This is a genomic window from Beduinella massiliensis (genome assembly GCF_900199405.1).
Classification (GTDB): Bacteria; Bacillota; Clostridia; order Christensenellales; family Aristaeellaceae; genus Beduinella; species Beduinella massiliensis.
In genome coordinates, this window is the sequence record NZ_LT963430.1 from 2,793,848 (window position 1) to 2,809,546 (window position 15,699).

Annotated in this window: 11 protein-coding genes and 8 tRNA genes; 1 reads left to right on the plus strand and 18 read right to left on the minus strand. The window is 57.9% G+C overall.

The window, feature by feature from the left end:
* Positions 1 to 96 precede the first annotated feature (96 nt).
* The 5 genes from C1725_RS13545 to C1725_RS13565 all read right to left on the minus strand — a co-directional run bounded on the left by C1725_RS13545 (position 97) and on the right by C1725_RS13565 (position 7,966).
* Entirely contained in the window at positions 97 to 1,866 is a 1,770-nt protein-coding gene (locus C1725_RS13545; RefSeq protein ID WP_102412116.1) for an ABC transporter transmembrane domain-containing protein, read from the minus strand.
* Positions 1,847 to 3,574 (minus strand): ABC transporter transmembrane domain-containing protein, encoded by a 1,728-nt coding sequence (locus tag C1725_RS13550; protein ID WP_102412117.1) that lies wholly within the window; start codon positions 3,572 to 3,574, stop codon positions 1,847 to 1,849. The genes C1725_RS13545 and C1725_RS13550 overlap by 20 nt, the downstream gene beginning before the upstream one ends.
* Positions 3,575 to 3,700: 126 nt before the next feature.
* Positions 3,701 to 6,301 (minus strand): family 78 glycoside hydrolase catalytic domain, encoded by a 2,601-nt coding sequence (locus C1725_RS13555; RefSeq protein ID WP_102412118.1) that lies wholly within the window; start codon positions 6,299 to 6,301, stop codon positions 3,701 to 3,703.
* A gap of 219 nt (positions 6,302 to 6,520) precedes the next feature.
* Positions 6,521 to 7,390: a TolB-like translocation protein gene (locus tag C1725_RS13560; RefSeq protein WP_102412119.1), complete on the minus strand. Its 870-nt coding sequence runs from the start codon at positions 7,388 to 7,390 to the stop codon at positions 6,521 to 6,523.
* A gap of 186 nt (positions 7,391 to 7,576) precedes the next feature.
* On the minus strand, positions 7,577 to 7,966 hold the full coding sequence (locus C1725_RS13565; RefSeq protein WP_102412120.1) for a desulfoferrodoxin family protein: 390 nt from the start codon (positions 7,964 to 7,966) through the stop codon (positions 7,577 to 7,579).
* A 141-nt stretch (positions 7,967 to 8,107) separates the two neighbouring features.
* Between C1725_RS13565 and C1725_RS13570 the strand changes: the two genes are divergently transcribed.
* Positions 8,108 to 8,194: transfer RNA gene (locus tag C1725_RS13570), tRNA-Leu, on the plus strand.
* A gap of 480 nt (positions 8,195 to 8,674) precedes the next feature.
* Here C1725_RS13570 and C1725_RS13575 read toward each other — a convergent pair.
* The 13 genes from C1725_RS13575 to C1725_RS13635 form a co-directional block, all read right to left on the minus strand.
* Complete coding sequence (locus C1725_RS13575; RefSeq protein WP_102412121.1) at positions 8,675 to 9,715, minus strand: LD-carboxypeptidase; 1,041 nt, start codon at positions 9,713 to 9,715, stop codon at positions 8,675 to 8,677.
* A gap of 731 nt (positions 9,716 to 10,446) precedes the next feature.
* A tRNA-Leu gene (locus C1725_RS13580) sits at positions 10,447 to 10,534 on the minus strand.
* Between the two features lie 4 nt (positions 10,535 to 10,538).
* A tRNA-Tyr gene (locus C1725_RS13585) sits at positions 10,539 to 10,623 on the minus strand.
* Positions 10,624 to 10,632: 9 nt separating this feature from the next.
* Positions 10,633 to 10,708: transfer RNA gene (locus C1725_RS13590), tRNA-Thr, on the minus strand.
* Between the two features lie 44 nt (positions 10,709 to 10,752).
* Positions 10,753 to 10,829: transfer RNA gene (locus tag C1725_RS13595), tRNA-Asp, on the minus strand.
* Between the two features lie 6 nt (positions 10,830 to 10,835).
* Positions 10,836 to 10,912, minus strand: a tRNA-Ile gene (locus C1725_RS13600).
* A gap of 19 nt (positions 10,913 to 10,931) precedes the next feature.
* Positions 10,932 to 11,006: transfer RNA gene (locus C1725_RS13605), tRNA-Glu, on the minus strand.
* Between the two features lie 19 nt (positions 11,007 to 11,025).
* Positions 11,026 to 11,102 (minus strand) — tRNA-Pro (locus C1725_RS13610).
* A 132-nt stretch (positions 11,103 to 11,234) separates the two neighbouring features.
* On the minus strand, positions 11,235 to 11,672 hold the full coding sequence (aroQ, locus tag C1725_RS13615) for a type II 3-dehydroquinate dehydratase (protein WP_346026674.1): 438 nt from the start codon (positions 11,670 to 11,672) through the stop codon (positions 11,235 to 11,237).
* Positions 11,673 to 11,815: 143 nt separating this feature from the next.
* Entirely contained in the window at positions 11,816 to 13,816 is a 2,001-nt protein-coding gene (locus C1725_RS13620; RefSeq protein WP_102412123.1) for a bifunctional 4-hydroxy-3-methylbut-2-enyl diphosphate reductase/30S ribosomal protein S1, read from the minus strand.
* A 95-nt stretch (positions 13,817 to 13,911) separates the two neighbouring features.
* A complete protein-coding gene (locus C1725_RS13625) occupies positions 13,912 to 14,550 on the minus strand; it encodes a 1-acylglycerol-3-phosphate O-acyltransferase (RefSeq protein WP_102412124.1) in 639 nt (212 codons plus the stop codon).
* Positions 14,547 to 15,215 carry a (d)CMP kinase gene (gene cmk / locus C1725_RS13630; RefSeq protein WP_102412125.1) on the minus strand — a complete coding sequence of 223 codons (669 nt, stop codon included), beginning with the start codon at positions 15,213 to 15,215 and terminating at the stop codon, positions 14,547 to 14,549. The genes C1725_RS13625 and cmk overlap by 4 nt, the downstream gene beginning before the upstream one ends.
* A 29-nt stretch (positions 15,216 to 15,244) precedes the next feature.
* Positions 15,245 to 15,676: a HutP family protein gene (locus tag C1725_RS13635; RefSeq protein ID WP_102412126.1), complete on the minus strand. Its 432-nt coding sequence runs from the start codon at positions 15,674 to 15,676 to the stop codon at positions 15,245 to 15,247.
* Positions 15,677 to 15,699 lie beyond the last annotated feature (23 nt).

Consider the following 15,699-nt stretch of genomic DNA (forward strand, 5'->3'; position numbering starts at 1 on the left):
CATTTTCCCAGAAATATCAAATACAGGACGTCCTCCCCCAGAGTTCCTACGCGCTCTGCGGGAGGACGTCCTTTTGTAACCGGAGCGTGGGCCCTCTCATTCAAACTGCGCGCGGTACAGTTCCGAATAGAACCCGCCTCTGCGCATCAATTCCCCATGTGAGCCCTGCTCCACGATGTTGCCGTCCCGAACGACCAGGATGACGTCCGCGCTCGTGATGGTTGAAAGCCTGTGCGCGATGACGAAGCAGGTCTTGTCCCGCATGAGGCTGCGCATGGCCGCCTGAATGTGCAGTTCGGTCCGCGTATCGACGTTGGAGGTCGCCTCGTCCAGGATCAGCATGTGCGCGCTTTGCAGCATCGCCCGCGCGATGGTGAGCAGCTGTTTCTGGCCTTTGGAGATGTTCGCGCCGTCCTCGCGCAGAACCGTGTCGTAGCCCTCCGGCAGCTGCATGATCGCTCCGTGAATGTGGGCTGCCTTGGCCGCCGCGACGACCTGCTCGCGCGTAGCGCTGCCCGCGCCGTAAGCGATGTTTTCATAAATCGTGCCGCCGAAGAGCCAGGTATCCTGGAGCACCATCGCGAACGATCCGCGCAGGCTGCTTCGCGTCACGCGGCGCGTCTCCTGGCCGTCGATCTCGATGGAACCGGCCTGCGGGTCGTAAAAGCGCATCAGCAGGTTGATGAGCGTCGTCTTGCCCGCGCCCGTCGGGCCCACGATCGCCACCAGGCTGCCGGGACGCGCGACGAGGCTCACGTTCTGAAGGATCATCCGGTCGCGGTCGTAGCCGAACGAGAGATCCGACACCCGAACCTCCCCCTGCCCGCAGGCGAGCGGCGGGGCGTCCGGGGCGTCCGCCGCCTCTGGCGCTTCGTCCAGCAGGCGGAACACCCGCTCGGCCGCCGCACAGGCGCTCTGCAGCTCGCTCAGGATGTTTGCCGCCTCGTTGATCGGCCCTGAAAACTTGCGCGAGTAAAGCACGAAGGAGGAGACGTTGCCCAGCGTGATGCCGCCCGCGAGGTATAGCAGCGCGCCCATGACGCTGATGAGTGAAAGCGAAATGTTGTTGATGAGGTTGACGCAGGGCCCCGTCATGCTGCCGTAATACTCCGCACGGTAATAGGACTGCACAGCGTCCTCGTTCTTCTCCGCGAACTGTTGCTGGACGTACGTCTCGCGCCGGTAGGCGCGCAGCGTACGCTGGCCGGACACCATCTCCTCCACAAAGCCGTTGAGCTCGCCCAGGCTTGCGCTGCGCCGCCGGAACAGCGGACGAACCTTACCGGTCATATAGCGCGTGAGCAGCACGGAGGCGGGCACCGTCACGCAAAAGACGAGCACTAGCGCCGGCGAAAGGCGCACCATCATGACAAGTGCGCCCACGACGGTTATCACGCTGGTGAGAATCTGCACCAGGTCGCTGGAGAGCGAGGCGTTCACCGTGTCGATGTCGTAGGAGATGCGGCTGAGGATGTCGCCCGTCTGCGTGCGGTCGAAGTAGGCGATGGGCAGCTCCATCAGCTTGTCGTAGACGTCCTTTCGCATCTGCCGCGTGATCCGCTGGCTGATGCGAATCATCAGGATGGAAAGCGCGTAGGAGAGCAGCGCAGACGCGGCGTAGAACGCGACCATCCATCCGGCATAGGTGAACACGCGCGCGAAGTCCACGCGCCCGGGGCCGGGCTCCACCGCGTCGATTGCAAGCCCGCACAGCGTAGGGCCGACGAGCTGGAAGAGGTTGCTCGAAATCGTCAGTGCTATCGCCAGTACGACCATTCCCTTGTAGCGCAGCAGGTACCGCGTCAGGCGCAGGATGACGCCCCGCCGGTCCTTTGGACGCTCCAGATTACCCCTGGGCTGCGGCATCGTCCTCGCCTCCCATCTGAATGATCGCCGTCTCCCGGTAGGCCGCGCACGTGCGCATCAATTCCTCATGCGTACCGACGCCGAGCACCGCTCCCTCCTCGAGCACGAGGATGACATCCGCGCGCCGTACGCTCGAAACCCGCTGCGCGATGAGGATCGTCGTCGTATCCGGATAATGCGCGCGCAGGGCCTTGCGCAGGGCCGCGTCCGTCCGATAGTCCAGCGCGCTGCTGGAATCGTCCAGAATCAGGATCTCGGGATCGCCCGCCAGCGCGCGGGCGATGAGCAGTCGCTGGCGCTGCCCGCCGGACAGATTCGTCCCCTTCGCCGTCAGCTGATGGGCATAGCCGTCCTCAAAGGCCTCGATGAACGAGGCCGCCTGCGCGCATTTCGCCGCGCGCTCGATCTGCTCGCGGGAAAGTCCGCGCCCCAGATCGATGTTCTCCAGAATCGTGTCCGCGAAGAACGCGTCGCTTTGAAACGCCACGCCGAACATGCGGTGCAGCTCGCCCTGTGGGATGCCGCGAACGTCGCGCCCGCAGATGCGGATGCGCCCCTCGTCCACAGGATAAAAGCGCTGCAGCAGCTGCACGAGCGTCGTCTTGCCGCTGCCCGTCGCCCCCATGACGCCGAGCGTCTGGCCGCGCCGCAGCGAAAAACTGACGTGCGACAGGGCTTGGCCCTGGCCGCTGTAGGAAAAGCTCACGTCCTCAAAGCGGATATGATCGTCCGTCGCGACCACGTCCTCCGTGGACGTCTCTTCCTCCTCCGGCGCGTCCAGCACCTCCTGAATGCGCGCGGCGGAGGCGCTGGCCTGCGAATAGAGCACGAACATGCGGTTGACCGAGAGCAGGGCGTTGAGGATGATTGTAAAGTACGTCAGAAACGCGATGATCTTGCCGGGCTCCGTGCGGCCCTCCTGCACCAGAAACGCGCCCGCGACGATGACGCCGGTCAGGCCCAGGTTCAACAGGAGGTTCATCAGTGGGTTCGTCGCAGCCATGACCGAGGAGGCGTGCGTCTCCTTTTCCGACACCTCCGCGTTGATGCCACCGAAGCGTCGCTTTTCGTATTCCGTGCGGGAAAGCGCCTTGATGACCCGGATGCCTGTCACGTTGTCGCGCACGATGCGCACCATGCGGTCCCCGGCCTCTCGCAGCTCGCCGTAAAGCGGAATACCCTTGCGGGAGATGAGAACGATACCCGCGGCGAGCAGCGGCAGGGTCGAAAGCAGCACGAGACTCAGGTGCACATCCAGCATCAGCGTCACCGTCACCCCGCCGAGCAGCAGGATCGGCGCGCGCACGCCGAGACGCTGAATGCGCCCCAAGAAGGCGTTCATGTTGTACGTGTCGCTCGTGAGGCGGGAAATCAGGCTCGGCGCGGTGAACGCATCCATCTGCCGGCTCGAAAGGCAGGAAACCTTCGCAAACAGGTCGCGCCGGATGGCGCGCGTGGCGTCTCGCGACACACGGGAGGCCATGCGGTTGGCGGCGATGTTGCCGATCACGGCGACGGCCGAACAGCCGAGCATCGCAAGCCCCCAAAGGTAGATGACCTGCCGTTCGCCCGTAGGCACCACGTCGTCGATCATGTGAGCCAGAATCCAGGGCAGGAGCAAATCCATGATCGTTCCGATAAATTTGATGACGAGCCCGAGCACCATTCCGCCTACGTAGGGCCGGAGATACGAAAGAATCCTCCGCATCGCTCCATCCTCCACGAAAATCAAAGATGGATTCAGTATACCGCCGTGTATTTACAAATGTCAATCTATCCGAACGGAATGCACACAAAAAAGGCGGGAGACAACGCTCCCGCCGGCAAAAGGGGCTTATTTCTTCCAGAGGATTTCCCACTCGCCCGGGCCGATGGGCAGCGCGCCGTCCACCAGCTCCGCTTCTTCGCCGTGCAGCCAGAGGCGCGCATCCGGTTTTTCCGGCACGAAGCGCGCCTGTGCGTCGAACGGCACGCGCACGCTGTACAGCACGCCCTGCGCCGTATGCCGCCAGCCGCATTCGTAGCGGCCCGAGGCCGAATCGTAGACCGCCTTTACAAAGTCAAAGCGTTCGTCGCTGTGCGGTTCGATCACCGCCCGCTTGAAGCCCGGCGCGTCGGGGTTCAGCCCGCACATGCACCGGTACATCCACTCGACCACCGAACCGTAGGCGTAGTGGTTCATGCTGTTCATACCCGTGTCGCTGACGAGGCCGCTGGGCAGCACGGAATTCCACCGCTCCCACACGGTCGTAGCGCCCATGTTCACCTCGTACAGCCAGCTCGGGTAATCCTCCTTGAGCAGAAGCGTATACGCGCAGTCGGACAGGCCGCACTTTGTGAGCGCGCGCGGCAGATAGTACGTGCCTACGAACCCCGTGTCCAGGTGCATATCCCGCGCCTCCAGGCGCGCCTTTAAGTCGGCGATCAGGCGTTCCCGGTGCTCCTCCGGCGCAAAATCCATGAACAGCGCCATCACGAGCGCGGTTTGCGTGGGCACGGCGATGCGCCCGGTCGGGGTAAAGTATTCCCTTTGCAGCGCGTGCTTGATCTCCTGCGCCAGCTTCTCGTAGCGCTCCCGCTCCTTCTCCCGCCCCAGAACGGCCGCCGCCTGCGCCGTGACATGCGTGGAATAGTAGTAGTAGGCCGATGCCACGAAGTAGGGATCTGTCCCGCCAAAGCTCGTATCCTTGTCGGGGTTGTCCAGCGCAAGCCAGTCCGCGAAGTGAAAGCCGCAGGCCCACAGGCGCGATCCGCCGCACAGCCGCTCGTCCTGGTCGTAGATATATTCCACCCAGCGCGTCATGTTCTCGAACTGGCGCGAAAGCAGCTCGCGGTCGCCGAAGAACGTATAGAGCGTCCAGGGGATCATCACCGCAGCGTCGCCCCAGGCGCAGGAGCCATGGTCGCTCGAGAAGGCGGTCGCCTTGTCCATCACGCGCCGCAGTCTGCTGATGACGTCCGGAACGACGAACGGCACCGAGCCGTTCAGCGTCCGCTGTTCCTGCACCATGTCCTGCAAAAACTTCGCGTAGAACGCCGGGGTATACTGATTAAAGCTCGCGGTCGGCGCAAACACCTGCGCGTCGCCCGTCCAACCCATGCGCTCGTCGCGCTGCGGGCAGTCCGTCGGCACGTCCACGAAGTTGCCGATCTGCCCCCAGTACGCATTTTGAATGAGGCGGTTGACCTTCTCGTTCGAGGTTTCAACGGAGCCGGTCCTTTCCAAATCCGAATGCAGCACGCAGGCGGTGAAGTTTTCCGCGCAAATGTCCTCCAGGCCCGTCACACGCACGAAGCGGAAGCCATAGAACGTGAAGTGCGGGCGCGCGTGTTCGGGCTTTCCGCGGGATATGAACGTGTAAGCCTGCTTCGCCGTACGCAGGTTTTCCTGATAAAAGCAGTCGTTTTGCAGCAGCTCGCCATACTCCAGCTTGACCGCGGCACCCGCAGGCAGGTCGGTTTCAAACTCCACCCAGCCGGTCATCACCTGACCAAAGTCGAGCACCCACTCGTTCCTGGGCGTATGCAGCAGGCACAGCGGCTTTCTTTGGTCGCAGATGCGAAGCGGCGGGCTCATGCGGTCGCACAATTTTCCTTCCGGTGCGTCCGTTCGGACGGCGGACAGCAGCGTCTCCATGGTTTCCATGCGCGCGTCATACGTCTCGCCGTCGTAGATGCTGCTCTCCAGCACCGGGGAGGGACGGCACAGCCACCGTTCGTCCGAGCCCAGCACGTATTCCCCATCCGGCAGGCACGCACGCAGCTCGCAGATCGCCTGGAGGGTGTCGCCGTAGACGTCCGTCCTGCCGCCGTCAAAGCCGATGCGCCCCTTGTACCAGCCGTTGCCGAGCATCACGCGCAGCTCGTTTTCGCCCGCCCGCAGCATGGACGTGACGTCGTAGGTTTGCACCTGAATCCACTTTTCGTAGTCCGTGTAAAACGGCGCAAGGTATTCGTCCCCCGCCTTAACGCCGTTGACGTACAGCTCGTACAGGCCGACACCCGTCATGTAGACGCGGGCGCTTACCGGACGCTGCCCAAGCTCAAAGCGGCGCAGCAGGACAGGATGCACGTCCTTTTCAAAAGGCGCGCAGATCCAGGATGCCTGCCACGGCTCGTCCCGCTTGCCGGTTTCAAAGCACGCGGTCTCGCTTACGCCAAAGTCCCCGTCGTCCGCCCAGACGCTCACGCGCCAGTAATAGCGCGTGCGCGGGGAAAGCGCTATGGGCGGCACAAACCCGAGTGAAGAGATCGACTCACAGCGTCCGCTGTCGAAGAGAAGCCTTTCAAAGTCCGGCGTGTCGCTGATCTCAATGCGCGCAGACTGCTGGCTCTTTCCGGTCGACGCCTCTACGACGTAGGAAAGGCTCGGCGCCAGGAGGCGCGTTCCAAGCGGCGACGTCAGGTGGTCCGTACGAAGATGCGTAATTTTCATATCCAGGATTCGCCTTTCTTGCGGACGCCGCAGTGTCGCCCCGGCGTCCGCTGATTTGCCTCCATTATAGCAATGGCTGCGTCCTGACGCAACTGATTTCACGGGCTTACGTCCTGCGTAGGAAGCCTGCCGACATCAGACGGACGAGGCAGGCGACCAAGCCTTCCGCGTTTCGCGCACGCGCGCATTGCGAGAAGAATCGGCCGCCTGCCATTGCCTTTACCGATAGCTGACGAAAGCGATATGCCGGCTGTCCGGCGCCCAGGAATTGACGTTCAGCGTTCCCTGACCGCCGAACAGCCGGGCCAGCGTCTGATGTCTCCCGCCCTCCGCGGGCATCATCCGAATCTCCACGTCCTTGTCCGCCGGATGATCGCCCGGCTGTACGTCGCCCTTGCGGTAAGCGATGTAGACGACCCACTTGCCGTCCGGCGAGACGTGCGGAAACCAGCTGTTCGCGTCCTCGTCGAACGTCATCTGCGTCTGGTTCGCTCCGTCAGCGTCCATTCGGTACACCTGCATGAGCCCCGTGCGCACGGAATTGAACCAAATTGCCTTACCGTCCGGCGCGTATTCCGGGCCGTCGTTCAGGCCCGGCGCATCCGTCAAACGTGTTTCCACGCCGCCGACGGCGGGGATGGTGTAGACGTCGTACTCTCCGCCGCGCTCCGCGCAGTACGCAAGCGTCTTTCCGTCCGGCGACCAGCCATGCAGATAGCTGGGCCCCATCGGCGTTATGAGCGCTGGCGAGCCGCCGCTCAGCGGCAGGATGTAGACACGCGAGCGCCCATCCTCCGCCGTATGATGGCTGACGGCGATCTTCGTCCCGTCCGGCGACAGCACATGGTCGTTGTTGCAGCGATCGACGAAACCAGACGCAAGGCGTTCATGCGTCCCCTTCGTCCGATCGAAGAGCCAAATGAAGCCCTCCGCGTTGTAGACAAGCCTTCCATCCCGCGTCCAATTCGGCGCCTCAATTCGCCCTTCTCTTTCACAAAGGACGGTCCGCTCCCCGGTTACGGTATCCAGCGTTTCAAGAATGGAAAGAACCTTTCTTTCCCCGGAAGTCTGCCTTTCCTGCTTGTCCATGCAATCCCTCCTGAAGTTTGATCTATGGGCACAGCATAGCACGCGCGGCTACCGCTGTCAACGAATCGGAAGCGCCCTATAAAGTATCTCGCTTCCCCAGCCCAGCCGAACGGGCTTTTTGCAACAAAAAAAGTGACTTTCGTCACTTTTTACTGCTGATTTTTACGAAAACCCCTTGCAGCCCGATCAGTCTATAGCCGTCCTCCACAAGCCGTGCAGGTTGCAGTATTCATAGGCGCAGACAGGGTGTTCCTTCTCGCTGAGGGCAAAACGCACGACAGGCTCCTCATCCAGAGAGAGGCGGCGCATGGTAAAACCTCTGTCCGTTTCCAGAAGAATGAACTCAATATGGTGTTCCGGCGTCATCGGGTGGATTGCCGAGCCCACCTGTACCTTCACCGCATCTGCTTCCCTTTCAACGACCGGCAGGTGCTTTTCTACCGCGCCGTCGTGCTCCAGCGCCGTCACCTCTTTAAGCTTTTCACCACAGCAGCTGATTGGGTGTTCCGTCGTGTCCACGGATACGACCATATGCCCGCATTCTTCACACCGGTAAAACCGCAGCTTTTTCTCCATAAAAATTTCCTCCTTACGGTCCTTCATCTTTTATCTTAACACGCGCCCGATCATTTTATGTTGGCCCGCACCGAATAGCAAAAAAATCTTTACAAGACGCGAAATCGATGTTATAATATAATGCGTCTTCAAAAAAGACATGCGGGAATGGCGGAATTGGCAGACGCGCTAGATTCAGGTTCTAGTGAGGGCAACTTCATGCAGGTTCAAGTCCTGTTTCCCGCACCAAACAAACATAATCCGAATTATTTGCAGCAAGTAATACTTGTTAGCGAATGGTTCGGATTTTTTAATGTGGAGTGTCTTTACGAGCCATTAAATCCTATACTTTTAGCTTTATTCCTCGCGTGACAACAATTATAAAAAATATGAAATAACGAAGGGGAAGCAATTCGGAAAGGCATTCATCTACTTTTAGCCGAAGAAAAATGAAGAAAGCGGCGTATTCTCCTCAAATGAACTCGCCCTTCCCCAGACAGCATATGCCCGAAAGCAAATGCGGCGTAGATATATAGCCTGCACCATAGAGGCTTTCAAACAATGTCGGACAACATCATGAAAGAACGATATCATGCGAAGCTTATTTAGATATATTTGCATACGGAAACTTCTTTCGTTATACATTACAAAATATAAAAACCGGAATTATCTATTCCGATAACTCCGGTTGCAGGGAAGCGTTGACAAAAAAGATACTTGATAAAAAAGCTAATACTCTATTGTTCCACTTTCCAAAACAGAAAAAGTTTTCTCATCACAGTTTATTTCGGCCATTGTCCCATATGGAAGCATACAGATTGGAGATGAATGTCCGAAATTCAAGCCATATAGAACAGGAAGATTACTTAGCCCGTATTTATCACTTATTATCCTGACAATTTCCTTTTTTTCTTCTTGGAATAGGCTTTTTTGATTTGCTTTGCCCAAAATAACACCATTGATTTTTTGAAGAGCATTTATCTGCCCCAGCCAATCGAAAAATTTTGATAAAGCATCTTTGGTATAGAACCGGGGTATGCCTTCAAGAAACAAAATTTTATTCTCAAAGTCCTTTTGAGACAAGTCTAATATTGTTCCGCTTAATTCCATCAGCCCGGTATGGCCACCGAAAAGTCTGCCTTGTACAATACCATTTCCCTGTATAAGATCATAAGAAGGCGAAGAATTTTTATAATATTTCCTTATATATTGGGGATCCGTATAGTTTATAGGTTCATATGTCCATTCTTTTGCAGGAGGTATAGTACCAATAACTTTATGACTGAAGAGCACATCTATAAACCATTTTTTACTGTAATCATGCCAGCCCTGTGCTTCAGCGATGGGATTTAACAAATTGTCGCCATAAAAAGTCGAAAGCCCATGCTTATAACAAAGGACATGTAAATTCATAACATCAGAATACCCAACAAATATTTTGTTATTCTCTTCTATACATTTCGGGTCAATGTAGGGTATAACCTGTATGCTGTCATTCCCCCCCATATTTGCTATAACCGCATTTGCGTTTTGCCTTGTAAACGCCCACATAAAGTCTTCTGCCCGAGCCTGCGGATTTCTTGATAAATAATCAGTACCTTTAAGCGAATTCGGTGCAGCAATAACGTTAAGACCTATTTCTTGGAGCCTTTTTACACCAAGCTCATATTTCCATCTGACATCAGTATCCCCGGCCCAACCATTACACGGACTTATAGTAATAATTGTATCGCCTTTATGTAATGTACGAGGTTTCATTAAGGACTTCATTGCATCTAATCTCCTTATACAAAAAATTCATAATAATAGTAGACTTCCAAAACGCACTTTAGAAATCCCGAAAAACTCGCATGGATACTAAGGAAAAATGGCTGATACCTTTATTGCCACACTATCATGTGTTATAGCGACAAAATAGATGCCAGCGTGGGCAATAGGCTTGAACAATAAAAAAAACCTGCTGGGTGCGACTTGCTCACCGAAGATGTGTAAGGATGAGACAAAAAACTTGCTTTCCCTAATTGTAGGAGAAACCTGAACTATCGCAATCATGTTCGTAGTCTAAAATACTCATAATTATATCCGAATAGTATCTGCCTTCAATAAATGCACTTTTTCGCAAAATTCTATCTTTTTTCAGTCCGCTAAAAAGTGATGAAATCCTGCTGTACCGATGCAATGGCCATCTAAGTCTATACCCCAGGAATAATCCGCAACTTTGGTGCTGTTATACCAATTAACCCACGTGTCACGGTCCGGATATTCCGGTTCGGTTAGTGTTTCTCATCCGCACATGTGTACAAATTCATGATGTCTTTCAAGCACCAGCCTATCATCGATATCTTTTTCTTGTATTTTCCTTAGAGCAATTCGTTTCCCTTGAATTGCCGGTACTGTTTCCATACTATAATATCACCCCACGTTATATGGTTTATTTTATCACACAGCTACAAAAAATAAAAGAAGTCAATCACTTTATAGCAATCGACTTCTTTCTACATTGGTGCGGGAAACAGGACTTGAACCTGCATGAAGGAAATCTTCACTAGAACCTGAATCTAGCGCGTCTGCCAATTCCGCCATTCCCGCAAATTGGTGGATGGGGGTGGATTCGAACCACCGAAGTCTGTGACGGCAGATTTACAGTCTGCTCCCTTTGGCCACTCGGGAACCCATCCATATTAAATTGGAGCCGGTGAAGGGACTTGAACCCGCAACCTACTGATTACAAATCAGTTGCTCTGCCAATTGAGCTACACCGGCATTGCTTGCTCAACCGAGACGGTTGCGGCCCTTACAGAAAAAGGTGGCGACGCGGAAGGGGCTCGAACCCTCGACCTCCAGCGTGACAGGCTGGCATTCTAACCAACTGAACTACCGCGCCACAATGTGGTGGGCCTTCGGGGACTCGAACCCAGGACCAACCGGTTATGAGCCGGCCGCTCTAACCAACTGAGCTAAAGGCCCACATGGCACACCTATGAAATGGTGACCCCGAGGGGACTCGAACCCCTGTTACCGCCGTGAAAGGGCGGTGTCTTAACCGCTTGACCACGGGGCCACGATGCCTCTTGAGTAAATGGTCGGGGTGAAGGGATTCGAACCCCCGGCCCCATGCTCCCAAAGCACGTGCGCTACCAAACTGCGCTACACCCCGTCGAGCAATGTCTCAAGCAACGTAAATTATTATACACGTTCAGAGCGTACTTGTCAATTACTTTTTGAAACTTTTTTGTCCTTTTTCGGCGGCAACACGGCAGCGTCCCCTCCTCCCGCCACCGCACCGCGATCAGCAGCGCCCGTCCAGCAGCAAGCCCTGCAAGGCAAGCAGGTAGGACTTCCAGCCGAACCCGCAGATGACGCCCTTGCAGACGGGTGACAGGTACGAATGATGCCGAAATTCCTCCCGCGCGTGCACGTTGGAAAGGTGCACCTCGACGACGTCCAGTTTTGTCGCCGCAATCGCGTCGCGCAGTGCCACGCTCGTGTGGGTATACGCTCCGGCGTTGAGGATAACGCCGTCTACACGCCCCATGTGCGCATGCAGGCAGTCCACCAGGTCTCCCTCGTGGTTAGACTGATAAAATTCTATCTGCGCATCCAGCGCCCGCGCCTCGCGCTCAAGGCGCGCGTTGATCGTCTCCAGGGATACGTCGCCGTAGATGCCAGGCTCCCGCACGCCCAGCAAATTCAGATTGGGACCATTCATCACAAGAATACGCCGCACTACGATACCTCCTTTTATCTCAAACGGACGATTCCCGACGCCTTCTCCGAAGCCTGCTTGCGCACCTCGCGGTCGGGACCTATTTCTTCTTACCGGAACGAAAAAGGGGCTCTCCACATGGGAAAGCCCCCAGGCTATGTTCCTTACTCCGCGTCGTCTTCCTGCGCGGCAACGGCCGCTTCGATGTCGACGGGCTGCGCCTCTTCAAAGCCCAGATCCGTGCCCGGGATCTCGTCAGAGTAGTTGAACGCTTCCTCTTCCAACGCCTCGCGGATGGACAGGCTGATGCGCTTCGCCTCGCTGTCCACGCTGAGCACCTTCACGCGCACGATCTGGCCCACCTGAACGGCGTCCTCGACCTTCGCGATGCGGGTAAGCGCGCACTGGGAGATGTGCACCAGGCCGTCCAGGCCCGGCTCCAGCTCGACGAAAGCGCCGAACGTGGTGATGCGCACGACCTTACCCTCGACGATGGAACCCACCGGATACTTTTCACCGGCAACATCCCACGGACGCGGCTGCAGCTGCTTGTAGCCGAGCTGAATGCGCTCGCGCTCCGGATCGAGCGAAAGGAGAACCACATCGATTTCCTGATTCGGCGTCACGACGTCGGAGGGATGCTTTACGCGGCCCCAGCTCAGGTCGGTGACGTGCACCAGGCCGTCCACGCCGCCGATGTCGACGAACGCGCCAAAGTCGGTCAGGCGGCGGACGATGCCTTTAACGACGTCGCCCTCATGCAGCTTTTCCCAGACTTCCTTCTTCTTCGCGGCGGCTTCCTCCACCAGGAAGGCCTTGCGGGAGGCGACGATGCGCTTCTTCTGCTTGTCTACTTCGATGATCTTGAGCTGCATGGGCTTGCCCACGAACTCTTCGATCTTTTCGACGTAGCGCTGAGAAAGCTGCGAAGCGGGGATGAACGCACGAACGCCCATGACGTTTGCGATCAGGCCGCCCTTGACGGCCTCCTTGCCTACGCCCTCCACATACTCGCCAGCGTCGTACTTTTCCATCAGTGCGTCCCAGTTCTTGCGGTTCACGATGTTGCGCTGAGAGAGCACCACATTGCCTTCGCCGTCGTTTACTTTGACGACTTCGACCTCGATCTCATCGCCGATCTTGCACTCGTCGGGATTGATCATGTCGCTCTTCTTCATCAGCCCATCGGACTTATAGCCGATGTTGACGCAAACCTCGTCGTCCGTGATCTGCACGATGGTGCCGGTAACTGTCTGGCCGGTGCGGATCTTGACCAGTGTCTTCTCGACATCAGCCATGAAATCGCTATCGGCCTGCTCGAGAACCTGATCCTTTTCCATGTCGTTCATGCGGGTTACAACCTCCTTAAGTGACCATTCCGGCGTGGATGCGCCGGCGGTTATCCCTATATGATCTCGCGGGTTAAAATAACCCGTCGGGATATCGTCCCTGCTCTCCACCAGCAGCGATCTTTTGCAGTGCGCGAGGCAGGTTTCAAACAGCTTCCGCGTGTTGGAGCTGTTCTTTCCGCCTACCACGAGCATGACGTCGACCTGCCTGGAGAGGGCGGCGGCTTCCTGCTGGCGCAGCGCCGTCGCGCGGCAGATGGTGTCTTCCACGGTAAGTTCCTGAACGCGGCCTTTGAGCGAGCGCGAAACCTCCGCAAAGCGGTCGGAGCGAATCGTCGTCTGCGCGACGACCAGTGCGCGCGCAAGGAGAGGAACCTTCTTTGCATCCTCAGCGCGCTCCACGATGTATACGTCCCCGTGCGCCCAGCCTGCGATGCCCACGACCTCCGGGTGATCCTCCTCGCCCACGATGACGACGGGATCGCCGGTTTGGCTGTAGCGTTCGACCAGCTCGTGCACACGCGCCACATGCGGGCAGGTTGCGTCCACCATGTTCAGCCCGCGCCTACGGCACTCGGCGTAGACCTCGGGCCTAACACCGTGCGAACGGATGATGACCGTGCCGCGCTCGATCTCATCCAGCGATTCGATCGGGCGAACCCCCATCTCAGCCAGGCGGCGAACCGCCTGCGGGTTGTGGATCAGCGGCCCCAGCGTATAGCAGGGCTTTCCCTCCTGCGCCAGCGCGAAGGCGGCCTCGACCGCTCGCTTCACGCCGAAACAGAAGCCGGCGTGCTTACCAATCGTCAGCTGCATAGTCCTCCCATCGCTCCGCCATCCTCCACTCAGAGCGAATACCGTTAATTATTCGCGATTCCCCTTGTTTTTCCTGCAAAAAAAGCAATTTTCCCTTAAAAATTTTCGCTTTGCGCACGAAGCTGGGCAAAGGACGCCTCAAGGCGATGCGTAAACACATCGCAGGCATCCTTATCCACCCCATTTTGGCGCAGATCCGCGAGCTCCACGGCGGGGCCGACCATGATGCGCATGCGCCGAAAAGGCCGGTACTTCCCGGCAATGTACACCGGAATCACCGGAACGCCGCTGCGCAGCGCGAGAACCGACGCGCCGGACAGGAGCGGCAGCATTTCGCCCGTCCTGCTGCGCGTCCCTTCGGGAAAGATGCCGAGGGTCTCGCCTTCCTTCAGCACCTTCATCGCAGTCCGCATGGCACCCATGTCCATATTGCCGCGGTCCACCGGGAACGCATGTACCTGCGTCCAGACCCATGCCATGAACTTGTTGTTGAACAGTTCCTTCTTGCCCATGAAGTGAATCTCGCGCCTCAGGTTGCACATGGCCAGCGTCAGCGCATCGAGCATGCACACGTGGTTGGCCATGATGATGTAATTGCCGTCCCTTGGAATGTTCTCCCGCCCATAAAAGCGCATGAAGAACACCAGCTTGGCGAGCACGACGTACAACGCCATTACGAAGCTGTACAGGAACGTGTGGCGCGGCTTCGCCATGGCCTGCGCATCCTTGCTCATGCCTGCGCCCCCTTTACCATGCCGGTGATCGCCTCGACCACTTCCTCCAGCGTCATGCGGGTCGAATCGAGCAGCACCGCGTCCTCGGCCTGCCGCAGCGGGTTGACCTTGCGGCCGGAGTCCTGTTCGTCCCGGGCGATGAGCGCCGCGAGCACCTCCTCATAGGTGTCCGGCATCCCCTTCTCCTGCATCTCCAGATAGCGCCGCCTCGCACGTTCGCGCGGATCCGCCGTCAGAAAAACCTTTAGCGTCGCCTGCGGCAGCACGTTCGTACCGATATCCCGTCCATCCATGAGCAGGTCGCATTCCCGGGCGATCTGCCGCTGCATGGCGACCATCTGCTCGCGGACGGCGGGCCATTGGGAGATCGCCGAGGTCGCCGCGGAGACCTCCGGCGTGCGGATGAATTCCGAAACGTCCTCCCCGCCAAGCAGCGTGCGCTGTCTGCCCGCCTCGTAGCGGACGTCCACACGGCAGCCGGGCAGCGCCTCGCGTACTGCCCGCTCGTCCTGCGGATCGATTCCCCGGCGCAGCATGTACAGGCCCACCGCGCGGTACATCGCGCCCGTATCCAGATGCAGAATGTGCAGTTTTTCCGCGACCCGGGCGGCGATGGACGACTTGCCCGCGCCTACCGGCCCGTCAATAGCGATGTTGATCGGCATATTTCCATACCCCTTTTCCTCTGTCCTGCTCATACCGAGCGATGGCCCATGCCAAGGCAAATTTCATTCAGGTGCACCAGGCCGATCGCGAGGAAGAGCGCGACGACCACGTGCTGCTCACAGCGCGCGACGCCAATCTTTCCGCCGACGTTCAGCCCCAGCGCCTTGTCCGATATCTGCATGAGCGCCTCGTGCGTCGCCCCGGCGACGACGCCCTCCTCATGCGAGGTATCGGCGATGACGCCCTCCCGTTTGGCCGCGATGACCGCGCGCTCCACCATGCGCGAGACGGAGGTCAGAAATTCGCCGCCGAAGTCCACCGCGGCGGTGCGGATATTTTCCTTCGCATACTCTTCCTTGAGGCGGTATTCTTCTTCGCGCGTGCGCGTCATCGCGAGCATGACGGCCGCGCGCGCCACGTCCCGGCTGCCCATATCGTCCACGCGCTGTGCCTTATCCATGATAGCCTCCATCTTCGGGCGAG